The organism is Mycolicibacterium nivoides, from assembly GCF_003855255.1.
GTDB lineage: Bacteria > Actinomycetota > Actinomycetes > Mycobacteriales > Mycobacteriaceae > Mycobacterium > Mycobacterium nivoides.
Window position 1 is genome coordinate 6,515,556 of record NZ_CP034072.1, and the last position, 21,140, is coordinate 6,536,695.

The 21,140-nt window shown below is 67.6% G+C and carries 23 protein-coding genes; 10 read left to right on the plus strand and 13 right to left on the minus strand.

Going from position 1 to position 21,140, the window contains the following annotated elements; genetic code table 11:
- Positions 1–127 precede the first annotated feature (127 nt).
- Positions 128–1,267, plus strand: a complete 1,140-nt coding sequence (locus tag EH231_RS31805; protein WP_090429207.1) for an acyl-CoA dehydrogenase family protein — start codon at positions 128–130, stop codon at positions 1,265–1,267.
- Here the strand turns inward: EH231_RS31805 and EH231_RS31810 are convergent.
- Entirely contained in the window at positions 1,242–2,156 is a 915-nt protein-coding gene (locus EH231_RS31810; protein WP_090429210.1) for an alpha/beta fold hydrolase, read from the minus strand. The two genes, EH231_RS31805 and EH231_RS31810, sit on opposite strands and share 26 nt — an antisense overlap.
- A 92-nt stretch (positions 2,157–2,248) precedes the next feature.
- Here EH231_RS31810 and EH231_RS31815 point away from each other — a divergent pair, with 92 nt between their 5' ends.
- Entirely contained in the window at positions 2,249–3,874 is a 1,626-nt protein-coding gene (locus tag EH231_RS31815; RefSeq protein WP_090429213.1) for an LCP family protein, read from the plus strand.
- A 6-nt stretch (positions 3,875–3,880) separates the two neighbouring features.
- Here the strand turns inward: EH231_RS31815 and EH231_RS31820 are convergent, their stop codons facing one another.
- Together EH231_RS31820 and EH231_RS31825 are read right to left on the minus strand one after the other, a co-directional pair.
- A complete protein-coding gene (locus tag EH231_RS31820) occupies positions 3,881–5,047 on the minus strand; it encodes a sensor histidine kinase (protein ID WP_124714030.1) in 1,167 nt (388 codons plus the stop codon).
- Between the two features lie 4 nt (positions 5,048–5,051).
- Positions 5,052–5,690, minus strand: a complete 639-nt coding sequence (locus EH231_RS31825; protein WP_234927347.1) for a response regulator — start codon at positions 5,688–5,690, stop codon at positions 5,052–5,054.
- Between the two features lie 55 nt (positions 5,691–5,745).
- Between EH231_RS31825 and EH231_RS31830 the strand changes: the two genes are divergently transcribed.
- Together EH231_RS31830 and EH231_RS31835 are read left to right on the plus strand one after the other, a co-directional pair.
- Positions 5,746–6,627, plus strand: a complete 882-nt coding sequence (locus EH231_RS31830) for a LysR family transcriptional regulator (RefSeq protein WP_090429222.1) — start codon at positions 5,746–5,748, stop codon at positions 6,625–6,627.
- 46 nt (positions 6,628–6,673) lie between these two features.
- The gene (locus tag EH231_RS31835; RefSeq protein ID WP_241177844.1) at positions 6,674–7,939 is read left to right on the plus strand and encodes an MFS transporter; all 1,266 of its coding nucleotides are present in this window, start codon (positions 6,674–6,676) and stop codon (positions 7,937–7,939) included.
- Here EH231_RS31835 and EH231_RS31840 read toward each other — a convergent pair.
- Positions 7,885–8,370, minus strand: a complete 486-nt coding sequence (locus EH231_RS31840) for a nuclear transport factor 2 family protein (RefSeq protein WP_090429224.1) — start codon at positions 8,368–8,370, stop codon at positions 7,885–7,887. The two genes, EH231_RS31835 and EH231_RS31840, sit on opposite strands and share 55 nt — an antisense overlap.
- Before the next feature lie 43 nt (positions 8,371–8,413).
- Between EH231_RS31840 and EH231_RS31845 the strand changes: the two genes are divergently transcribed.
- Both EH231_RS31845 and EH231_RS31850 read left to right on the plus strand, forming a co-directional pair.
- Positions 8,414–9,643 (plus strand): acyl-CoA dehydrogenase family protein, encoded by a 1,230-nt coding sequence (locus tag EH231_RS31845; protein ID WP_205867663.1) that lies wholly within the window; start codon positions 8,414–8,416, stop codon positions 9,641–9,643.
- Positions 9,643–10,443 (plus strand): tyrosine-protein phosphatase, encoded by an 801-nt coding sequence (locus EH231_RS31850; protein WP_124714031.1) that lies wholly within the window; start codon positions 9,643–9,645, stop codon positions 10,441–10,443. Before EH231_RS31845 ends, EH231_RS31850 begins: the two co-directional genes overlap by 1 nt.
- A 96-nt stretch (positions 10,444–10,539) precedes the next feature.
- Here EH231_RS31850 and EH231_RS31855 read toward each other — a convergent pair whose 3' ends face one another.
- Genes EH231_RS31855 through EH231_RS31880 form a run of 6 tightly spaced genes read right to left on the minus strand, consistent with a single transcriptional unit; the run spans position 10,540 to position 14,840 of the window.
- Positions 10,540–11,067: a YceI family protein gene (locus EH231_RS31855; protein WP_124714032.1), complete on the minus strand. Its 528-nt coding sequence runs from the start codon at positions 11,065–11,067 to the stop codon at positions 10,540–10,542.
- A complete protein-coding gene (locus EH231_RS31860; protein WP_090430675.1) occupies positions 11,064–11,570 on the minus strand; it encodes a DUF456 domain-containing protein in 507 nt (168 codons plus the stop codon). Before EH231_RS31860 ends, EH231_RS31855 begins: the two co-directional genes overlap by 4 nt.
- A complete protein-coding gene (locus EH231_RS31865; RefSeq protein WP_124714033.1) occupies positions 11,567–12,289 on the minus strand; it encodes a methyltransferase domain-containing protein in 723 nt (240 codons plus the stop codon). Before EH231_RS31865 ends, EH231_RS31860 begins: the two co-directional genes overlap by 4 nt.
- A 9-nt stretch (positions 12,290–12,298) precedes the next feature.
- Positions 12,299–12,997, minus strand: coding sequence for a haloacid dehalogenase type II (locus EH231_RS31870; protein WP_090429235.1), 699 nt, complete (start codon positions 12,995–12,997; stop codon positions 12,299–12,301).
- Positions 12,994–13,971 carry an NADPH:quinone oxidoreductase family protein gene (locus EH231_RS31875; RefSeq protein ID WP_124714034.1) on the minus strand — a complete coding sequence of 326 codons (978 nt, stop codon included), beginning with the start codon at positions 13,969–13,971 and terminating at the stop codon, positions 12,994–12,996. The genes EH231_RS31870 and EH231_RS31875 overlap by 4 nt, the downstream gene beginning before the upstream one ends.
- A gap of 5 nt (positions 13,972–13,976) precedes the next feature.
- Positions 13,977–14,840 (minus strand): SDR family oxidoreductase, encoded by an 864-nt coding sequence (locus EH231_RS31880; RefSeq protein ID WP_090429241.1) that lies wholly within the window; start codon positions 14,838–14,840, stop codon positions 13,977–13,979.
- Positions 14,841–15,058: 218 nt separating this feature from the next.
- Between EH231_RS31880 and EH231_RS34045 the strand changes: the two genes are divergently transcribed.
- Together EH231_RS34045 and EH231_RS31885 are read left to right on the plus strand one after the other, a co-directional pair.
- Positions 15,059–15,226 carry a hypothetical protein gene (locus EH231_RS34045; protein WP_090429246.1) on the plus strand — a complete coding sequence of 56 codons (168 nt, stop codon included), beginning with the start codon at positions 15,059–15,061 and terminating at the stop codon, positions 15,224–15,226.
- A gap of 159 nt (positions 15,227–15,385) precedes the next feature.
- Positions 15,386–15,583, plus strand: a complete 198-nt coding sequence (locus EH231_RS31885) for a hypothetical protein (protein ID WP_044514431.1) — start codon at positions 15,386–15,388, stop codon at positions 15,581–15,583.
- A 67-nt stretch (positions 15,584–15,650) separates the two neighbouring features.
- On the opposite strand, the gene EH231_RS31890 is transcribed toward EH231_RS31885, so the two are convergent.
- The 3 genes from EH231_RS31890 to EH231_RS31900 all read right to left on the minus strand — a co-directional run bounded on the left by EH231_RS31890 (position 15,651) and on the right by EH231_RS31900 (position 18,250).
- Entirely contained in the window at positions 15,651–16,583 is a 933-nt protein-coding gene (locus EH231_RS31890; protein ID WP_090429248.1) for a class I SAM-dependent methyltransferase, read from the minus strand.
- Positions 16,580–17,542: a class I SAM-dependent methyltransferase gene (locus EH231_RS31895; RefSeq protein WP_090429252.1), complete on the minus strand. Its 963-nt coding sequence runs from the start codon at positions 17,540–17,542 to the stop codon at positions 16,580–16,582. Before EH231_RS31895 ends, EH231_RS31890 begins: the two co-directional genes overlap by 4 nt.
- Before the next feature lie 72 nt (positions 17,543–17,614).
- The gene (locus EH231_RS31900) at positions 17,615–18,250 is read right to left on the minus strand and encodes a TetR/AcrR family transcriptional regulator (protein ID WP_075922178.1); all 636 of its coding nucleotides are present in this window, start codon (positions 18,248–18,250) and stop codon (positions 17,615–17,617) included.
- Between the two features lie 123 nt (positions 18,251–18,373).
- Between EH231_RS31900 and EH231_RS31905 the strand changes: the two genes are divergently transcribed.
- Both EH231_RS31905 and EH231_RS31910 read left to right on the plus strand, forming a co-directional pair.
- Positions 18,374–18,949 (plus strand): TetR/AcrR family transcriptional regulator, encoded by a 576-nt coding sequence (locus tag EH231_RS31905; RefSeq protein WP_124714035.1) that lies wholly within the window; start codon positions 18,374–18,376, stop codon positions 18,947–18,949.
- 11 nt (positions 18,950–18,960) lie between these two features.
- Positions 18,961–21,117, plus strand: coding sequence for an FUSC family protein (locus tag EH231_RS31910; protein WP_164481104.1), 2,157 nt, complete (start codon positions 18,961–18,963; stop codon positions 21,115–21,117).
- Positions 21,118–21,140: the final 23 nt, after the last annotated feature.

Here is a 21,140-nt window from a genome sequence, read left to right on the forward strand (position 1 = left end):
TCACAGTGCGGCACACCGGGGCATATACCGACCGGGCGCCAGAATGCCAACCTCTCAGATACCACCGGGCGTCCTGGATCTGGCGCATCGGTACAGTCCTATAGACCAGAAACTAGGAGATGCAACTATGTCGGTGGACCGCCTACTCCCTTCTGATGAGGCCCGCGAGCTCATCGAGCTCACCCGCGACATCGCCGACAAAGTGCTCGATCCGATCGTCGACCAGCACGAGAAAGCCGAGACGTACCCCGAGGGCGTCTTCGCCCAGCTCGGCGCGGCGGGGCTGCTCAGCCTGCCCCAGCCCGAGGAGTGGGGTGGCGGCGGCCAGCCGTATGAGGTCTACCTGCAGGTCCTGGAGGAGATCGCCGCGCGGTGGGCCGCGGTCGGGGTCGCGGTCAGCGTGCACAGCCTCTCGTCGCACCCGCTGCTCGCCTACGGCAGCGACGAGCAGAAGAAGCGCTGGCTGCCCGGGATGCTCTCGGGCGAGCAGATCGGCGCCTACAGCCTGTCCGAGCCGCAGGCCGGATCCGACGCCGCAGCGCTGAACTGCAAGGCCACCCGCGACGGCGACGCCTACCTGCTCAACGGTTCCAAGGCGTGGATCACCCACGGCGGGAAGGCCGATTTCTACACCCTGTTCGCCCGCACCGGTGAGGGCTCCAAGGGCATCTCCTGCTTCCTGGTCCCCGGCGATCTCGAGGGGCTGAGCTTCGGCAAGCCCGAGGAGAAGATGGGCCTGCACGCGGTGCCCACCACCTCGGCGTTCTACGACAACGCCCGCCTCGACGCCGAACGGCTGATCGGCCAAGAGGGACAAGGCCTTTCGATCGCCTTCTCCGCGCTGGACTCCGGCCGGCTCGGGATCGCCGCCGTCGCGGTCGGCATCGCCCAGGCCGCCCTGGACGAAGCCGTCCGGTACGCCAACGAACGAACCACGTTCGGCCGCAAGATCATCGACCATCAGGGCCTCGGGTTCCTGCTGGCCGACATGGCCGCCGCCGTGGTCAGCGCCCGGGCCACCTATCTGGATGCCGCACGCCGCCGGGATCAAGGCCTGCCCTACTCCACCCAGGCCAGCGTCGCCAAGCTGATCGCCACCGACGCCGCGATGAAGGTCACCACCGACGCCGTGCAGGTGTTCGGCGGTGTCGGTTACACCCGCGACTTCCGGGTGGAGCGCTACATGCGCGAAGCCAAGATCACCCAGATCTTCGAGGGCACCAACCAGATTCAGCGCCTGGTCATCTCGCGGGGGCTGGGGTCCTGACGAAGTCCGTCACCGCCGCGAGGAACTGGTCGGGCCGCTCGACCATGGGCGTGTGTCCGGAGCCCTTGATCACCACGGGCGTCAGCCCGGCCTCCGTATAGCGCTCGACATTGGGGGCCGTCGGGGTCAGTACATCCTGGTCGCCCCACAGCACCAGCACGGGCTTGTGCAGTGCGGCAAGCGTTTCCACGACCGGATGCGGACCCTCGGTGGAGTCGCAGACTCCGGCGTAGGTGAGGCGCTCCAGCGAGCGGTGCGCGTAGTCCGGCACCGGGTAGTCCGCGCCGAATCCGGTCTGCAGCGAGCTCTCGGTGATGGCATCCACGGTCCGGAATCGGTCCAGCGCCGGGCCGATCACCGGCCAGCACACCATCTTTCCGAGCAGCGGCATGGTGACCAGATCGTCGGCAGCCGGGGTATCGGACACCACCACACGCTCCACGAGATCCGGATACTGCCGGGCCAGTTCGGCGGAGACCGCTCCGCCCATCGAATGCCCGATCAGTGCCGCATGACGCACACCGAGTTGAACCAGCGCGGTGTGCACCGCCTTGGCCTGCTCTGCCGCACGGTACGGAGCACCGTCATTGGGCGCCTCCGAGCCGCCGTGGCCGACCAGATCGATCGCGATCACCCGCTGATCGCGGGCCAGTCGCGGCGCCACCTGCTCCCACCACTCGATCGACGCCGAATACCCGTGCAGCAACACCACGGCGCGGTCGCCTGCCGGGCCGTACTCTCGCACGTTGAGATCGGGGCCGTCCAGCTCCAGGACGTGCCCGCCCGCGAAGGGCTCGGCCTTGTGCTTCTCCCTGGTCACCGCCAGCTCGTTCAGCAGCAACGCCACCACGGCCAACAAAAGCACGCTCACGGCGATGCGCAATTTCATGCTGCGCACGCTAATGCCGGGACGTCGCTGTTGACCAGCATTTTTCCCCGGTGGACGAAGCCTCAGCGAACGGCCCCATAATGGCAGGTGCCATGAACGCTCCCAGCCACGCCGCCAGCGCCCCTCGGCACCGCATGCCGCGCCGGGGCGTACGCGCTGCCCGTCGCGCGGCCGTCGGCCTGATGGCGGCAACGGTGCTGGCCGGGACCGGCACCGGCTGGGTGTCATACCACGGCGCATTGGACGGCATCACCACGTCCAACGCGCTCGAAGGCGGCCCGGTCTCGTCCGGGGACACCGAGAACATCCTGATCATGGGGCTGGACAGCAGGCTGGACCAGCACGGCAACCCGCTGCCCCAGGACATCTACGAGGCGCTGCACGCCGGCGACGAGACCGTCGGCGGCTACAACGCCAACGTGCTGATCGTCGTGCACCTGCCCGGCAACGGCGGCCCGCCGACCGCGTTCTCCATCCCCCGCGACGACTACGTCGAGCTCGCCGGCTGCGACGTCGACCCGTGCAAGGGCAAGGTCAAGCAGGCCTACGGTTGGGCCTATCAGCGCGAGATGGAGACGCTGGAGTCCTCTTCCGAGTCCGAGAGTTCGTCGACGAACGAACAGCAGGCCCGCGAGGCCGGCCGCCGGGCCCAGATCGCCACCGTGCGCAATCTCCTCGGGATCCCGATCGACCATTTCGTCGAGGTCACCCTCGGAGCGTTCTTCCAGATCGCCAAGGCTGTGGCGCCGATCACGGTGTGCCTCAACGCCGACACCTCGGATCCATACTCCGGGGCGGATTTCCACCGGGGCGTGCAGCAAATCGACGCTGCGCAGGCGATGGCGTTCGTGCGTCAGCGTCGCGACATCAACGACGAGAACTTCACCGACCTCGACCGCACCCGGCGCCAACAGGCCTTCATCGCCGCGCTGGTGTCGGCCCTGGGCAAGAGCGGCGCCCTGTCCAGCCCCACCATGCTGCGCGATCTGCTCAACGTCACCAAGCAGAACGTCGCGCTGGATTCCGGGTTCGACCTCGCCAGCTTCGCCAGCCGCGCCTCAGCGCTGACCGGTGCGCCACCCACCCTCTACACGCTGCCCATCAAGGAGTTCGGCCAGAACTCGCTGGGCGAGGACATCAACATCGTCGACATCCCCACCATCCGGGCCATCGTCCGGGACCTGGTCGCCGAACCCGGCGGCACCACCGAGGCACCCGCCGCGCCTGCGCACGTCCTCGAAGGTCACGGCGCGGTGCTCGACGTGGTGAACGCCTCCACGTACTCCGGACTGGCTGCGCAGCTCGAAACCACCTTCTCCGCGAACGGATTCACCCCGGGTGCGATCGGCGACGCCGAATCTCTGGCCGCCGTCACCTCGATCGACTATGGGACCGGTGCGGAGGCCGGCGCCCAGTCGCTGGCAGACGAGTTGAAGGTCATCGCCACGCCATCGTCCGAGGTGGCCCCCGGGACCGTACAGCTGACGCTGGGTACCGACTTTCCCGGCGACGACTACCTGACCGGATCGAGCGAGTCGTCCGCCGCGAGTTCCTCGGACGGATCGGATTCGACCTGGGACTCCGCCAGCGAGACGACGGAGGAGACCACCGCGAGTACGCCGGTGACCACCGTTGCCGCAACCGCGTCCGGCACCAAGTCCGCGGCACCGACCGACCTGAGTCAGATGAAGGTCTCCGGCATTCCCTGCGTGAAATAGCCTCCGCTACAGCGTGACCCGGACCTGGGTGCCGTATCCGGGTTCCGAACTGATCGCCATCGAGCCGCCCATGGCCTCGACGCGGACTTGCAGCGAGGCCAGCCCGATGTGCCCCTCGGCCACGGACTGGGCCACCGTCGACGGGTCGAACCCCTTGCCGTCGTCGGCCACGGTCAGCACGACGCGGTCCCCGATCCGGAAGAGGCCGACCGAGACCGTGCTCGCGCCCGCGTGTTTGTTGATGTTGGCCAGCAGCTCGCGCGCAGCGCGGTACAGCAGGGCCTGACCTTCGGGGTGCCCGACGTCCTCCAGGTCCGCCCGCACGGTGATGTCCGGCCGAGTCTCGTACTGGCGCAACAGCTCCTGTATGGCCGGGGTGGGCCCCAGCTGCGCCAGCACCTGCGGGTGCAGCGCGGTCACCGTGGAGCGCAGTCCGACCGCCGTCTCCTGCAGGGCGGCATGCACCCGGTCCAACCCCGGGTCCGGGATGCGTTCGCGGATCTCGTCGAGTTCCAAGCGTGCCGCCAGCAGGACCTGCAAAGGCCCGTCGTGAAGGTGTTCGGCCAGTTCGGCATTGCGCAGGTCGTCTGCCCGGGTTGACTCCGACACCAGCTGGCGCCGCACCTCCATCAGCGTTCGCACCCGCGCCGAACGTCGCGCCAGCACGAAGGACAACGCGGCCGACGCGACCGCCAGCCAGGCCAGGAAGCCCACGTGCATGTACACGATGTCCGGCAGGCCGACGTTGTCGTCGCGCTCGGAATACAGGATCCACACCGCCAGGTAGCCCAGTGCGGTGCTGCCGCCGAGCAGCGCCGTCAGCCACGGACGATCCTGGAACGCAACGGATATGGGCAGCAGGAAGAAGACCGGGAGCAGCGCCGCGGTGGCACCGCCCGACACCGCACACAGCGCGACCAGAACCAGCACATCGACCGCGGTGGAAGCCCACTCGGCCCACGGCGGCATGGGCCCGCGGAACACCACCACCAGCCACAGCACCGCCACGGCGGTGTACACGCTCAGGATCACCGCGTACAGGACCGGCAACCAGTGGTCGACATCCCACACCGAGACCAGCACCACGATGAGGCCGATCAGGGGTAGCCGCAGCAGTGCCGAGACCCGGACCGGTTGAGTGGTGAAGAATTCGACGACGCGCCCGCCTGCCATGTAATCAGTCCAGCAGCCGGCGGCGCATCGCCTCCGCGACCGCCGCGCCCCGGTCACTCACGCCGAGCTTCTCGTACAGACGTTGCACGTGGGTCTTCACCGTCGACGGAGCCAGGAACAGCTCCTTGGCCATTGCCGGGATGGAATGGCCCTTGGAAATCAGGTCGAGCACCTCGCGTTCCCGCGGGCTGAGCACCGGGACATCGGGTTCGTTGCGGCGACGGATCTCGCCGGCCAGCCCGGCTGCCAGGTTCGGGTCGAGCACGTCGCGGCCCTTGGCACACGACAACACGGCGTTCACGAGCTCACTGCGGGTGGACTCCTTGGACAGGAACCCGGCCGCCCCCTGCTGCAACGCGGTGTAGACGATCGCCGACTCGTCGTGGGCGGAGACGAGCAACACCCGGGTGGGCAGCTCGTCGCGGCTCACCGCGGCGGCCACCTGCGCCCCGTCGAGCTGCGGCATCCGATAGTCCAGCAGGGCCACCTGCGGCTGATGGGTCCTGATCAATTCCAGTGCGTCGGCGCCGTTGTCGGCCTCGGCCACCACGTCGATCTCGCCGCTGGAGATCAGGGCGCGCACCACGCCTTCGCGGAACATCGGGTGGTCGTCACCTACCACCACCCGCACCTTTTCGGCCATGCGGCTCAGCATGGCACAGCGCGGGTCGGTGATCAGCGCGTTTAGAGTCGGCGGTATGCATCTGGACGAGCTGCAGTGGTTCGTGGTGCTCGCCGAGACCGAGCACGTCACCGATGCCGCAGCCGAACTCGGCATCAGCCAGCCCACCCTGTCACGCGCGCTGGCCCGGGTCGAGGAGCAGGTGGGGGTGCCGCTGTTCGATCGGGTCCACCGACGGCTTCGGCTCAACGCCTACGGTCGCATCCTGTTGGAGCACGCCCGCCGCAGCATCAGCGAAATCCATACGGCCACTGAGCGAATCGCGGAGCTGCGCGATCCCGATACCGGGACGGTGCGGCTGGCGTTCCTGCATTCGCAGGCCGGCTGGTTCGTCCCTGATCTGTTGCGACGGTTCCGTGCCGAGGCTCCGTTGGTGCGCTTCGAGCTGTTCCAGGGTGCGGCCCACCAGATCGTCGAGCGCCTGGCCAACGGCGGGGCCGACCTGGCGATCACTTCACCACGCCCGGAGGGTTTTCGCTGGCGCGGGATGTACATGGAGCGGTTGTGCCTGGCAGTTCCGCGTGACCATCGCTTCGCCCGACGGTCCCGGATCCGGCTGGCCGACGCCGGCGCCGAACCCTTCGTGGCGCTGGCACCGGACTTCGGGTTGCGCCAGCTCACCGCCGAATTGTGGGCCGAGGCCGGGATCTCACCGCCGGTGGTGTTCGAGGCCATGGAGATCCCAACCATGGAAGGGCTGGTGGCGGCGGGATTCGGGGTGGCCGTCGTGCCGGTGCCACGGCCCGAACGGGCCGAGCCGGGCGCCGCGTACATCCCGCTGTCGGAGAGCTCTGCCAGACGTCAGATCGGCCTGACCTGGAACGCGGACCGCCCATTGCCGCCCGCTGCGGAGCGCCTGGCCGAGTTCGTCATGCACAATGTGCATGATATTGACTAGTCTCATGCATTGGACACATCTTTGCCGGCGCCCTACCGTCGACTGAGTGTCCACCTCCCTGACCTCCGTTGACTGGCAGGGGCATTCACGTGGCTCGAGCGAGTACCGACGCCTGCTGGCCGCATTGTTCTGCGCCGGCGTCGCCACCTTCGCGCAGCTGTACTCGCCCCAGGCCGTCCTCCCGCTGATCGCCCACGACCTGGGCACCGGCGCCGCCCATGCCGCGCTGACGATCTCAGCCGCCACGGTCGGCCTCGCATTGGGCGTGATCCCGTGGTCAGCCCTGGCCGACCGGATCGGCCGAGTCCAGGCCATGACGATTTCCATCACTGCCGCAACGGTTCTCGGGCTGGTCGTACCGCTGGCCCCGAGCGCGGCACTGCTGCTGTCCGGCCGGTTCGTCGAAGGACTGATGCTGGGCGGAGTACCTGCGGTGGCCATCGCCTACCTCACCGAGGAGATCGACGCCGGACATGCCGCCCGTGCGGCGGGCACCTACGTGGCGGGCACCACGATCGGCGGGCTGGCAGGCCGCCTGGTCACCGGGCCCATCGCCGAGTTCGCCGGATGGCGGGTCGGCGTGCTGGTGGTCGCGGTGCTGTGTGGGCTGTCGGCGTTCGCGTTCGTCAGACTCGCCCCACCCGCACGCGGCTTCACCCCCGCCCGCAACCGAGACCTGGCCCGGCGGCTGGCCGAGAACCTGCGTTCACCCCGCCAGCTTGTGCTTTACAGCCAGGGATTCCTGCTGATGGGCGGGTTCGTGGCGATGTACAACTTCCTCGGGTTCCGGCTGATGGCCGCACCGTTCGGCCTGCCCCAGACCGTGGTCAGCCTGGTGTTTTTGGCCTACCTGTCGGGTACCTGGGCCTCGGCCCGGGCCGGCGCCGAGGCCACCCGGTTCGGCCGCAAGACCGTGCTGCTCGGCTCGATCGCCACGATGGTTGCCGGCGTCGCGATCACCCTGGCCGGCAACGTCGTCGTGGTGCTGATCGGTCTGGTGATCGCCACCGCGGGATTCTTCGGAGCGCATGCGATCGCCTCGGGCTGGGTCGGCGCGGCCGCCGGTGACGGCAAGGCGCAGGCGTCCTCGCTGTACAACCTCTTCTACTACGCGGGCTCCAGCTTGATCGGCTGGGTCGGCGGGCTGGCGTTCGACGCCGCGGGGTGGTCGGCCGTGGCCGGCACCGTGATGGGTCTGGCGGTGCTGGCGGGGGTGTTGGCCTGCACGCTCAGGCCGGCGAGCGGCCAACCGCGCAACTACCAGAGTTCGATGTCCCGGCCGTACTCCGACTCCGGACGCGGCCCGAAGTAGCGCCGCTGCGACCCCTCGATGAGGACGTCGTTGATGCTGGCCTCCCGCCGAGACATCAGGCCCTCCGGGGTGAACTGCCACAGTTCATTTCCGTAGCTGCGGTACCACTGGCCCTGGGCGTCGTGCCATTCGTACTGGAACCGCACAGCTATCCGGTCCTCGCTGAAAGACCAGAGCCCCTTCCGTAATACGTAATCCAGCTCGCGCTCCCATTTGGCGGTCAGGAACTCCACGATCTGTTCGCGTCCGACGATGTGCAGGTCGCGATTGCGCCACTGGGAATCCGGCGTATAGGCCAGGCTGACCCGCTGCGGGTCGCGGGTGTTCCAGGCGTCCTCGGCGGCCTGAACCTTCTGGAGGGCTGTTTCCAGAGTGAAGGGCGGGAACGGCGGGCGGGCTTCGGAGGGGACGGGCGGGAGACTTCCGGTCATGCCACCTTTCTACCTGTCTAACCATGTGGCTATCGTGGCTGGCATGGACTTCGCGATGTCGGCCAAAGCGGCTGATTACCACTCCCGGTTGACCGACTTCATGGTGGAGCACGTGCTCCCTGCCGAAGCCTCCTACCACGCCTATCGCGAGGAGAAGGGCCCCAAGGACCACACAGTGCCGCCGGTGGTCGAGGAGCTCAAGGTCAAGGCGCGTGAGCAGGGCCTGTGGAACCTCTTCCTGCCCTCGGAGTCCGGCCTGACCAACCTGGAGTACGCGCCGCTGGCCGAACTGTCCGGGTGGAGCCTGGAGATCGCCCCCGAGGCGCTCAACTGTGCGGCCCCGGACACCGGGAACATGGAGACCCTGCACCTGTTCGCCGACGAGCAGCAGCGTAAGCAGTGGCTCGAGCCGCTGCTGGCCGGTGAGATCCGCAGCGCGTTCGCGATGACCGAACCCGCCGTGGCGTCCTCGGATGCCCGCAACATCGAGACGACGATGCTGCGCGACGGTGCCGACTATGTGATCAACGGCCGCAAGTGGTGGATCACCGGGGCAGCCGATCCGCGCTGCAAGCTCCTGATCGTGATGGGCCGCACCAACCCTGACGCCGCCTCGCACGCGCAGCAGTCGATGATCCTGGTGCCCGTCGACACCCCCGGGGTGGACATCCAGCGCTCGCTGCCGGTGTTCGGCTGGCAGGACCAGCACGGGCACTGCGAGATCGTGTTCGACAACGTACGGGTGCCGGCCGAGAACCTGCTCCACGAAGAAGGCAGCGGTTTCGCGATCGCCCAGGCCCGGCTGGGCCCGGGCCGGATCCACCACTGCATGCGCGCGCTCGGTGCGGCCGAACGGGCCTTGGCGCTGATGATCGACCGTGTGCAGAAGCGCGTCGCGTTCGGCAAGCCGTTGGCCGAGCAGGGTGTGGTGCGCGAGTCCATCGCCAAGTCCCGCAACGAGATCGACCAGGCCCGGCTGCTGTGCGAGAAGGCCGCCTGGATGATCGACCAGGAAGGCAACAAGGCCGCGCACGTGCTGGTCTCCCAGATCAAGTCGGTAGCCCCGCAGATCGCCTGCAACGTCATCGACCGGGCCATCCAGGTGCACGGCGCGGCCGGGGTCAGCGATGACTTCCCGCTGGCCCGGCTCTACAGCTGGCACCGCGCGATGCGGCTGTTCGACGGCCCCGACGAGGTCCACATGCGGACCATCGCCCGCGCCGAACTCGGCCGCGAGAAGTCACCTCTGGCAGCGGCGGCGGTGACTGCGTAGTGACCACCCAGCTCGGAGAACTGTCGGGGGCATGGAATTTTCGGGACGTCGCGGCCGAGACCGCGATCCGGCCGGGGCTGCTCTACCGCTCCAGTCAACTCAGCCAGCTCTCCGATGACGGCCGGGCAGTGTTCCGCCGGCTCGGCATCACCGACGTCGCGGATCTGCGATCACACCAGGAGGTGCAGCGGCAGGGCACCGGGCAGGTACCGGACGGCGTTGCCGTCCATCTGCTGCCGTTCCACCCCGATAACGGGTCGAATCAAGATGCGCCGCATGAGAACACCTTCCAGCGGGTGATGTCGGAGACCGCCGAGGGCGAGGACATCACCGCCGCGGCCCGCCGGTACATGACAGAGGTGTACGAGGAGTTCCCGACACTGCCGGGTGCGCGAGGTGCGGTGCGTGAGGTGATTTCTCTTCTGGGACAGGAACGTCCGGTGATCGCCCACTGCTTCGCAGGCAAGGACCGCACCGGTTTCACCGTCGCCACGGTGCTGGAGGCCGTTGGCGTCGATCGGGACCGCATCATCGCCGACTTCCTGGCCAGCAACGGCGCCATCCCGGCTCTGCGGAACCGGATCATGGAGTCGGTGCGGGCGCGGTCGCAGGAAGCGCCGGAGATGGTCACGTATGCCGAAGCCCGGCTGACCGACGAGGTTCTCGGAGTGCGCGAGGAATACCTCGCCGCGGCGTGGAAGAAGCTCGAAGGGGCCTATGGCTCGGTGGGCGGCTTCCTCGACGCGGCCGGGGTGTCGGCTGAGGATCTCGCCGCGCTGCGGTCCGGCCTGCTCGGCTGACGCCGCGAGGGTTCTTGTTGACTTTGAGCTGACGCTGCATTTTTGCGGGTAGCAGTGTGCGTGGTGTCGAAGTCAACGGGCACCGCCGCGCGCCGGTCAGACCGGTCGGGTCACCACCAGACTCACCTCGACCTCGTCGGCTACTTTCATCGCACCCATCAGCATCGAGTACGGCTTGAGCCCGAAATCGCTGTGCCGCACCGCAGCCGCGCCGCGCAAGGAGTCGTCGGAGACCTCAACCTCGACGGTCTGCTCGCCTGATCGGCCGGCGAGTTCGAGGACCCCTACGAGCCGTACTGCCGAACCAGAGCGCTCGATCGATGTGGACCGGAAAACCGCCTGCGGGAACTTTTTCGCCCGCAGTGTCTTCAACGCATTGGATCGGATCAGCACCTTCTCGGCACCGGACAACGGCGTCATGCCGCCCTCACCCCGCAGCACGTCGAGGGAGTCGAGGTCGACCGTCACCTCCACCGCCGACGGCGCCTCGCCTTCCCATTCCACGGTCGCGTGCCACGAGCGCATCACGATGGTCAACCGATGGCCCATCCGCGACGCACTACCCGTCACACCGGTACGCAGCAGCAACTCGCCCGAGTCGGGGCCCAGGTTCCACTGCGTCACGACGCGATCACCAGACCCGCCACCCACGTGATCGTCGCCAGCAGCGCACCCGTCAGCTCCACCCCGACCGACAGCGCAACCCCCTTGAGCGCGTGCACAGTTGACGTCCAAGCCCGCCGGTAGTCATGCCGTGCGGCCAACTCCGCCAGGTACACACCGGCGACGAAACCGATCACCAAACCGATCACCGGGATGACGAAGAAGCCGATCAGGCCGAGCACCCCACCGACGACCAGGCTCGAGATCCCCACATCGGCGGCCCGCATGCGCCGGACCGGCCACGCGTACTTGATCACCTCGGCCGTCACGAAGAACACGGCCGCGACGCCGAGCGTCACCCAAGCAACGGTGGCGTTCGCCGTACTGGCCTTGGCCTCCCAGATCGCCCACACCGCGATCGCGGCGAACACCAGAAACCCGCCACCGGGTAGGACGGGCAGCACGATGCCGACCAGTCCGACGGCGATCACCAACGCAACAAGAACAACGCCAAGAGTGCTCACGGTTTCTGCCCGCGCACCCACTGCATGGTGCCCATGGTCTTGGAACGTACCCGCTCCAGCCCCAGCCCCTCGAACCGATCGGCGAGCTCATCCTCGGCGAAGAAGCGGGCACCGCCCTTCGACAGCAGCCGCGCCGGCCCACGGGTCGTCGCCGTCGGCACCATGATCGCCATACGCCCGCCGGGACGCAGCACCCGCACCATCTCCGCCAGCGCTGCCTCGGCGTCGGGGATCAGCTGCACCGCCGCAATCGATGTCACCGCATCGAAGACGTCGTCCCGGAACGGGAGCTTCTGGGCGTCGGCGCGCACGAATCCCACCTGCCGACCCGCCTCGGCCGCTACCGCGCGGACCAGCATCGGCTCCGAGATGTCCACGCCTAACGCAAACCCGTCCAGCCCGGCCGCCCGGGCCAGCGCGGCCGTCACGTTCCCTGGACCGCTACCGACATCGAGGGCGATTCCGCCGGGCGGAATGTCGAGCCATTCGGCGGGCTCCTGCCACGCCGTCATCACCTTGCGGGCGAGGGCCTGGGCGTTGTCGTAGAGCATCGACCCGACCGGTGACGCCCACACCTTCTGGATCAATCCCGCATTCTTGGGGGAGTCACTGCCTTCCCCCAGCAGATCGAGATATCCCTTGCTGACGTCCGGCTCGGCAGGCGGATCGATCAGGAGATCCAGCGCCTTGCGCAATGCCCCACTCGATGCGGTGTCCACGCCTCTACGCTACGCACCGAGCTGGTCGGCAAGGTCGACAAAATCCGTCGCGGTGATGTCGAAGGCGTCGGACGCGACGTCATGTGGAGCCCGGTCCGGCCCGTACTCCAGGGGCCGGGCCACGTACGCGGTCCCGAGCCCGGCCGCGCGGGCGGCCCGCAGGTCAGAAGGATGGGCCGCGACCAGGGTCAACTCCTCGGGCGCGATGTCGAGCAGTTCGGCGCAGCCCTGATAGGCCTCCGGGTCGGGCTTGTAATGCCGGAACAGCTCGGCCGAAATCACGCAATCCCAGGGCAGCCCGGCATGTTTGGCCATGTTGGTGAGTAATGAGACGTTGCCGTTCGACAACGTCGTGATGAGGTAGCGCTGCTTGAGCCGGGTCAGCCCGACCACCGAATCCGGCCACGGGTCGAGCCGGTGCCAGGCCCGGTTGAGGTGGTCGATCTCAGCGTCCCCGGCCCGGATGCCGGCGGCATCGAGCAGGTCGACCAGGATCGCGCGATGCAGATCGTCGATCCTGGTCCACGGCAGCTCACCGCGGCGCACCCGGTCCATCGCCGGGGCGTAGCCGGCCCGCCAACTGTCGGCGAAGGCCGGCCAATCCCGTTGCAGTCCCTGGCTTTTGCCGAAGACTTCCAGTTCACCGATGATGCTGGACCGCCAGTCCACGACGGTCCCGAAAACATCGAAGGCCAGGGCTCGCACTATGGCTCCAGGACGAGCTTCCCGCGCACCGAACCGTTGGCCAGCGCATCGAGTGCAGCCGCGCCCTCGGACAACGGAAACCGCACCGGTGGCGGCGGGCGCAACCCGGCGGCCACCAACTTCGTCAGTTCGGCTCCGACCTCCGCCTGGGCGGCCGGGTGGCGGCGCACGAACTCTCCCCAGCCGACACCGACCACGCTGACGTTGCGCAGCAACAGCCGGTTCACCTTGACGGTCGGGATCCCACCGCCCGCGGCGAAACCGATGACGAGCAGCCGACCTTCTGGGGCCAGCACCCGGATGGCGTCGTCGAACGCCTCGCCGCCGATCGGGTCGACGACCAGGTCGACGCCCTGACCGCCGGTGGCTGCCATCACGGCTTCGCGCCAGCCATCGGCCAACGGCAACACCACGTCGGCACCGAGCGACGATACGAACTCCTCGGCGCCGGACCGGTGCACCATAGCGATCACCTTGGCGCCCATGGCTTTGGCCAACTGGATCGACGCCGCGCCGATGCCACCTGCCGAACCGAGCACCAGGACGGTCTCACCCGGCAGCAGCCCGCCGCGGCGGGCCAGCGCGAACTGCATCGTGTAGTAGTTGCCCAGCAGCGATGCCGCCTCGCCATCGTCGAGGCCGTCGGCGGTGGGGATGACGTTGGCCGGCACGGCCGCCACCTGCTCGGCGTACCCGCCGATCATCGAGAAAGCCGAAACCCGCTGTCCCGGTGTGAACCCGGAGCCCTCGGGTGCCGAGCGCACCGTTCCGGCGACCTCCATGCCGGGTGTGAACGGTGGTTCCAGCCGCAGCTGGTATTCACCGCGCAACAACAGCAGATCGGGGAAGCAGACGCCGGCGGCGCCGACGTCGATGACGACGGCGCCCGCGTATGCGGGGTCACCGGCCAGATCATCGACGTCGACGTACGCCAGCCCGGATGTACCGGTAAGTTCCTGCGCTACAAGCGCTTTCACCAGTTCTAGCCCAGCTTGAAGCTGGCCTGCTGTGCCGCGGACAGGTCGGTGATCTCGCCCCACTTGGCAGCGATGTCATCGACCGACGGCACATCGGTGAAGGTGATGCCGTCGTTCTGGAACAGTGCGGTGCGCTGCACCTTGCCGCCGCCGACGATGAACACCGAGTCGGTGTCGGGCAGTTCCTCGGTCATGAGGTAGGCCACGACCGGGGCGACGTACTCGGGGGTGAGCTTCTCGAACACCTCCGGGGGCAGGATGTCCTGGGTCATGCGGGTGGCCGCGATCGGGGCCACGGCGTTGGTCTTGATGTTGTACTTGGCGCCTTCCTGGGCCAGCGTGTTGATCAGTCCGACCAGGCCGAGCTTGGCGGCACCGTAGTTGGCCTGGCCGAAGTTGCCGAACAGGCCGCTGGTGGAGGTGGCGACGACGACGCGGCCGAAGCTCTGCTCACGGAAGTGCGGCCAGGCGGCGCGGATGACGTTGTAGCCACCGTAGAGGTGCACCTTGAGCACCGCATCCCACTGCTCGAAGGTCATCTTGTGGAAGGTGCCGTCGCGCAGGATGCCGGCGTTGGACACCACGCCGTCGACCTTGCCGAACTCGTCGATGGCGGTCTTGATGATGTTCTCGGCGCCCTCGGGCTCGGCAACGGAGTCGTAGTTGGCGACCGCGCGTCCGCCGGCGGCCTTGATCTCGTTGACGACCTCGTCGGCCATGTTGTGGCCGGCGCCGGTGCCGTCGCGGGCACCGCCCAGGTCGTTGACGACGACGCTGGCGCCCTCACGGGCGAGCGTCAGGGCGTATTCACGACCCAGACCTCCACCGGCTCCGGTGACGACGACGACGCGGTCCTGCACTCCTGGCATGGGGATTCCTCCTCGTTAACGGGCCGCAAAACGGCTCAGCTCCCCTCCTGTATACGGCGGGCGGATAACTCCCGGTTAACCGGGTCGGTTACCGCCCGGGACGACGCATTTCTGCCACCGAACCGTCAATTGCCGCCAACGGCGCTGATCAGGAATCAACCGGGGCTCCCTTTAGTTGAACCAATCAAGAAAACAAGATTTAGAAAGAGGCAGAGGAAATGAAGAAGTTCGGGTTCACCGCAATGATCGCCAGTGGTTTGGCCGCCGCCGTCCTGGGACTCGCCGGCCCCGCATCTGCCGATGTGTCCCACCACAGCTGGCTGGATCAGATCGGCCCGCACGTGACCGTGCCGCACGTCGACACCACCGTGCACCAGAGCCACTGAGACGTCAGTTGTTTGCGGACACAGCACGCGGAAAGGTCCCGATGACCCGCCGGGTCCAGTGACCACTGTCACGGCACCAGTCAGGGTTTAGCAGGATTAAACCCACAGGTCAGTCGGTTGATCTATGACGGAATGTGTTCCCAAAAAGGATAGAAATAGATGAATAAGTTCGGAGTTCCCGCATTGCTCGTCAGCGGAGTGGCCACAGCGCTTCTGGGCCTGTCCGCGCCCGCCTCGGCCGGGGTCGACCACCACCTCTGGGTGCACCAGATGCATCAGAAGGCGACCGTTCCTCAGGTCGACACCACCGTCAAGCACACCAACGTGAACCGCACCAAGGCGATGTCGAACCGCTGACCGGCAACGAAAACGTAAGGGGCGCCCCACAACCGGGGCGCCCCTTTCGTTATTTGGGAGGTCGGGCTCAGAGCTTTTCAGCCGTGACGAACATGGAGAACGCCCGTGTGTCGTCATGGTCGAGCTCGACGTAACGTCCCAGCCGGCGCATCTCATCGAGTGAATGCACACCGTCGGCACGCCAGCCATGGGTACCCAGCCAGTCGGCGACATCGGCACGGTCGGGATCCTCGTAGATCAGATCCTGGATGTTGAGCGCCTGCTCCATGTTGAACTGGGCCGCGAAACGTTCGAAACGCTCGCGCATCTCTTCCCGCCGCTCGCTCGCCGTGACACCGGCGGTCTCGGCCGCGATCCGGCTACCCGGGGCCGACAGCTCGGTGACGAGCTCGAACAGTCGATCCTGAGCGTCGGCGGGCAGGTACATCAGCAAGCCCTCGGCCAGCCACGCGGTCGGCTGCCCATCGTCAAAGCCCGCCTCCCGCAGCGCCTTCGGCCAATCCTGACGCAGGTCGATCGCCACCTCGTGGCGCTGCGCGGATGGCTGCGCACCGTGGGCGGCCAGGGTTTCGGCCTTGTACTCCAGCACCTTGGGCTGGTCGATCTCATACACCGAGGTGCCGGCCGGCCAGTCCAGCCGGTACGCCCGGGAGTCCAGGCCCGAGGCCAGGATGACGATCTGACGGATCCCCGCCTTGGCGGCCTCGGTGAAGTACTCGTCGAAGAAGTGTGTGCGCACCGCCTGGTAGCTGCCCATGTGCTCGAAGATCTTGGCGGCCTCGCCGTCGACCTCCGCGATCTTGGCGGCGACATCCTGATCGAGCAGCGTCTCCCAGAAGCCCGTTCCGGCACCGGCGACCAGGATCGCCGCATACGGGTCGCGGATCAGCGGGTTCTCGCGTCCGGTCTCCCCGGCCCTGGCGGCAGCGACCATGACGGCCGTCGAGCCCACGCTGGTGGCGATGTCCCAGGTGTCGTCGTGACTACGCAGTGAGCTCATCGGGTTTCTCCGTCCAATCGGGCGCGCAACAGCACGCTGTCCAAGCCGATTTCTGCCAATTCGTCGACGCCGGCCGGCCGACCCAACCGGGCCATCTCGTCGGCGCTGTCGACCGCGTTCACGTCCCAGCCGTGTGCCGCAAGCCATTCGGCAGCGTCAGCCCGCTCGTCACCGGTGTACATCAGCGCGTCAGCGTCGATATCGAGCCCCAACGAGGCACGCATGTGCTCGCCACGGGCTCGACGCGCGGCGCGCTTCTCCGGGGTGTAGCGGGCCGGGTCCATGGTGAAGTCCTCGACCGCCAGGCGGCTGCCCGGTGCGCTGTGGGCGCCGACGAGTTCGAACAGCCGGTCCTGGGCCTCGCCGGGCAGGTACGGCAGTAGGCCCTCGGCCAGCCACGCGGTCGGCTGCTCCGGGTCGAATCCGGCTTCGATCAGGGCTGCGGGCCAGTCCTCGCGCAGATCGATCGGCACCGGGACATGTTGTGCGCGGGCGACGGCCCCGTGCGCCCCCAATGTCGCGGTCTTGTATTCCAGCACCTTGGGCTGGTCGATCTCGTACACCGTGGTTCCGGCAGGCCAGTCCAGCCGGAACGCCCGCGAGTCCAGACCGGCGGCGAGGATGACGACCTGGCGGATGCCGTCGTGGGTGACCTCGGTGAAGTAGTCGTCGAAGTAGTGGGTACGCACGGCCTGGTAGTTGCGGGCCATGACGTGGATCCGGTGGGCCTCCGGGTTGTCGCCGATCCAGTGCGGTTCGCTGCCGGCCAGCTGCGCCCACGCTGGGCCGGCGGCCGCCACCAGCAAGAAGGCGAACTCGTCGCGAATCAGTGGTTCAGGTTGTGCGGTCTCGGCAGCACGAGAGGCGGCCACCCCCAGCGCGGTCGCCCCGACGCTCTCGGTGATGTCCCAACTGTCGCCTTCGGCCCGACCCGGCCGTACATCGCTCAGATCAGTCATTTGCCAAACAATGCTACCGAAGAACTTAGCCAAGCTATACGGTGATGTGGGGCACCTCACGGTGCCGATGTGTCAGTCGCGCAGCTGCCAGAGCTTGTTCGCCATCAACAGTTCGAACTTGTCGACGATGACGGCCACGTCGTCGCGATGCCCCACGTAACCGGCGTAAAAGCCCATCCCCCACATCACCGCGACCAGCATCTCCACGATCGCCGGGATGTCCGTGTCGGTGCTGAGCTCGCCACGCTGGATCGCCTCGTCGACCGCCCACTTGACGAACTCCCGCGAGCTGCGCAGTGCGTCGTGCTCCTCGGAAATCAGTTCGGGATGACGCTGGGCTTCCAGAACGGAGGTGACCAGGAACGCGGCGGCCGACCGATCAGTCGACTCGGCATCCATCGCCGCGGCGAAGAACGCGGAAATCCGGTTCAGCAGAGTGGTCGCTTCCCGGGCCTTGGCAATGCCCGCGGCGATTACTTTCGCGTTGGTCTGCTCGACCACATCGCGATACAGAACGCGTTTGCTGCTGAAGTAATGATTGATTGCCGGGCGGGTGAGATCGGCACGGATGGCGATCGCTTGAAATGTAGCTGCGTCGTAGCCGAGTTCGCTGAAAACTTCACGGGCAGCACGCACGATGCGCTCACGAGTTTCCGCTGCCTTTGCTGCGGGAGGGCGTCCCGGTCCTCGGCTCGCTGTGTGGGCCACACACAAATTGTGCCACACGTCACCTGGGAGTCCCGGTGCCGCCAAGTTTGACTGCGTTAAATGCGGCTGACCAGCAAAGCCCCACCGCGCCCGAAAATCGGCGACGAACTAGCGTGGTCCTTCATGGCGGGGGTTGTTTCACGGGAGTCGTACTTCGAAACCGGTCTGGACGTGTTGGCCGATCGCGGATACGGCGGCCTCAAACTTGCCGAAGTCTGCAACCGGCTGGGCGTGACAACCGGGTCCTTCTATCACTACTTCCCCAACTGGGCGTCCTACACGAAGGAACTGATCGCGCACTGGCGTGAGGCCCGCACCTTGCGGGTGGTGGAGATGGTGCGCGCCGACGAGGATCCGGACCACCGCATCGAAACCCTGATCGGCGAGGCACTGGACCTGCCGTACGGCGCCGAAGCAGCGATCCGGGTGTGGAGCTCGCTGGATCCGGACGTCTACGCCGTCCAGGCCGTGGTCGACCAGCTGCGCTTCGACATCCTCTTCGAATCCGCGCTCGAGCTCATCGGCGACGAGCGCAACGCCAGGTACTTCGCGGCCTGGGGCGTCTATCTGATCGTCGGTTTCGAGCAGAGCACCCTGCCACGCGACGTCGGCGCCCTGCAGTGGATCACCACGCAGATGCGCGACGCGCTGGAGTCGGGCCGATTCAGTCCGGCCGCCGGATCCGACCAACCGGTCTAACATCGGCGATCATGCTGACCCCGGCCGAGATCTGGCGCGGGACGGCAGAGCGTCTCCGTGATCGGCTGCGGGACCGGGACCCCGAATACGACGCGCTGCGCCGCGCCCTGCGAGCCGCCATCGTCCTGCCCATCGCTGCCGCAGTGGGCTTCGCCCTCGGCGGCGACTCCCAGACTCCGCTGTTCGCGATCTTCGGCGCGGTATCCCTGCTCATCACCGCCGATTTTCCCGGCAACCGACCGGCCAGGGCCGTCGCGTACGGCGGCCTGGCCGTCAACGGCGCCATATTGATCGTGTTGGGCACGGTGCTCGCCCCGTATCCCTGGCTGAGCGTGGCGGCGATGTTCGTCGTCGGCATGGTGGTGTCGTTCTCCGGAGTGCTCAGTGAGATCGTCGCCGCCGGGCAGCGCGCCACGCTGCTGCTGTTCGTCCTGCCCCTGTGCACACCCGTCGGCCCGATACCCGACCGGCTGCTGGGCTGGCTGATCGCGCTCGTGATCTGCGTGCCTGCCGCGCTGTTCCTGTTCCGCCCGAAGCACCACGACGAGCTGCGCCGCTACTCGGCGCGGGTGTGCCGGCTGCTGGCCGACCGGCTCGAGGGTCAGGCCTCGGCCCGCGACGTCACCCGCGCGATGAACAAGCTGTACGAGAGCTTCCTCGGTGCGGACTATCGCCCCGTCGCCCTCAGCGCGGGCAGCCGGGCGCTGGTGCGCGTCGTCGACGACCTCGGCTGGATCTGTGACCAGGTCACCGATGACACGGGGGAACTGCTCGGCGCAATGCGCGACCCCGCGGTGCGGGTGCTGCGAGACAGCGCCGCGCTGCTGCGGATCCATGATCCAGCCGAACGAGCCGCGCGCGGAATCGATCTGCGTGCGGCACTGGCCGAGCAGCGCACCGTAGCCCAGGGCAGTTATCGCGACGACATCACCCAGATCCTGGGTACCGCCGACGACGCCGCCGCGGTCGAACTCGGACGGGGACTGCTGGTCCGGCGCACCATCTCGGCGACCATCGCGGTCACCGGACGGGTGATCGGCAATGCGGCACTGGCCGATGCGCGCCCGGTGTGGGCCCGGGTGCTGGGCCGGCGCCTGCCCGAAACCGGCGCAGCCGATTGGGTGATGCCCGAGGCTGTCGCCGTCGCGGCCATCGCCAAAGGTCTGGTGGCCACCCGGGCGGTGGTGCTGCGCAACAGCCTGCGCACCGGGCTGGGTTTGGCCCTGGCGGTGGCCGTCACGCACGTGTTTCCGGTGCAGCACGGATTCTGGGTGGTACTGGGCGCGATGTCTGTGCTGCGCAGCAGCGCCCTGACCACCGGGACGCGCGTGTTGCGGGCCGTGGCCGGCACCGCGATCGGGTTCGTGCTGGGTGCGGTGCTCATCGAGTTCGTCGGGGTGGACCCCGTGGTGTTGTGGATCCTGTTGCCGCTCGTGGCATTCGGGTCCGCCTATGTACCCGAAGTCGGATCGTTCATCGCCGGGCAGGCGGCGTTCACCATGATGGTGCTGATCAACTTCAATCTGATCGTGCCGACGGGATGGCGCGTGGGGCTGGTCCGGGTCGAGGATGTCGTGGTCGGCGCGATGGTCGGGATCGTGGTGTCGCTGCTGTTGTGGCCGCGCGGCGCGACAGCATCGGTGTCGAAGGCGATCGATCAGGCCCGCGCGGTTGGTGCGCAATTCCTGAAGCACGCCGTTCTCCGCGTGACCCGGGGCGCTTCCGAACAGGCCACCGACCGCGTCGTCGCACTGGGCCACGACGCGCTTTCCGCGTCCCGTACCCTCGATGATGCTGTCCGTCAATATCTTTCGGAGAACGGCGGGCCCAGCGATCAACGAGCCCCGGTGGTACGCGCCGCCAACCGGGCCAACCGGGTGCGGGCCGCGGCCGAGCTGATCGCCGACGTCGTACCCCCGCCGCTCGGTGTCTACGCCCGCACGCGCGAAGTGATCGAGGAACACGCCGCGGCCATCTGCGCCCGGCTCACCGGCGACGACGCCACCGCTGTGCTGGTACCGATCGGGGAGAGCTTCGTGGTGTCGTTGCGCGCCGAGGCCGCCGGGACGGATCTCGCCGTTTCGGCAGCCCTGCCCTTGGTGACGGCTGCCGCGCATCTCGGCGAGCTGGAGTTGCTCTACCCGCAGCCGGCCGAGTCGGTGGGTTAGCCGGTCAGCCCAGCGGCCAGTGC

Bases quoted from the DNA above. Each gene is read 5' to 3' on its own strand.
- EH231_RS31895 (WP_090429252.1), bottom strand. From the start codon at position 17,542: ATGACTGATCTGAGCGATGTACGGCCGGGTCGGGCCGAAGGCGACAGT.
- EH231_RS31830 (WP_090429222.1), top strand. From the start codon at position 5,746: ATGCATCTGGACGAGCTGCAGTGGTTCGTGGTGCTCGCCGAGACCGAG.
- EH231_RS31805 (WP_090429207.1), top strand. From the start codon at position 128: ATGTCGGTGGACCGCCTACTCCCTTCTGATGAGGCCCGCGAGCTCATC.
- EH231_RS31815 (WP_090429213.1), top strand. From the start codon at position 2,249: ATGAACGCTCCCAGCCACGCCGCCAGCGCCCCTCGGCACCGCATGCCG.
- EH231_RS31880 (WP_090429241.1), bottom strand. From the start codon at position 14,840: ATGCCAGGAGTGCAGGACCGCGTCGTCGTCGTCACCGGAGCCGGTGGA.
- EH231_RS31890 (WP_090429248.1), bottom strand. From the start codon at position 16,583: ATGAGCTCACTGCGTAGTCACGACGACACCTGGGACATCGCCACCAGC.
- EH231_RS31825 (WP_234927347.1), bottom strand. From the start codon at position 5,690: ATGGCCGAAAAGGTGCGGGTGGTGGTAGGTGACGACCACCCGATGTTC.
- EH231_RS31810 (WP_090429210.1), bottom strand. From the start codon at position 2,156: ATGAAATTGCGCATCGCCGTGAGCGTGCTTTTGTTGGCCGTGGTGGCG.
- EH231_RS31910 (WP_164481104.1), top strand. From the start codon at position 18,961: ATGCTGACCCCGGCCGAGATCTGGCGCGGGACGGCAGAGCGTCTCCGT.
- EH231_RS34045 (WP_090429246.1), top strand. From the start codon at position 15,059: ATGAAGAAGTTCGGGTTCACCGCAATGATCGCCAGTGGTTTGGCCGCC.
- EH231_RS31845 (WP_205867663.1), top strand. From the start codon at position 8,414: ATGGACTTCGCGATGTCGGCCAAAGCGGCTGATTACCACTCCCGGTTG.
- EH231_RS31885 (WP_044514431.1), top strand. From the start codon at position 15,386: ATGAATAAGTTCGGAGTTCCCGCATTGCTCGTCAGCGGAGTGGCCACA.
- EH231_RS31905 (WP_124714035.1), top strand. From the start codon at position 18,374: ATGGCGGGGGTTGTTTCACGGGAGTCGTACTTCGAAACCGGTCTGGAC.
- EH231_RS31820 (WP_124714030.1), bottom strand. From the start codon at position 5,047: ATGGCAGGCGGGCGCGTCGTCGAATTCTTCACCACTCAACCGGTCCGG.
- EH231_RS31840 (WP_090429224.1), bottom strand. From the start codon at position 8,370: ATGACCGGAAGTCTCCCGCCCGTCCCCTCCGAAGCCCGCCCGCCGTTC.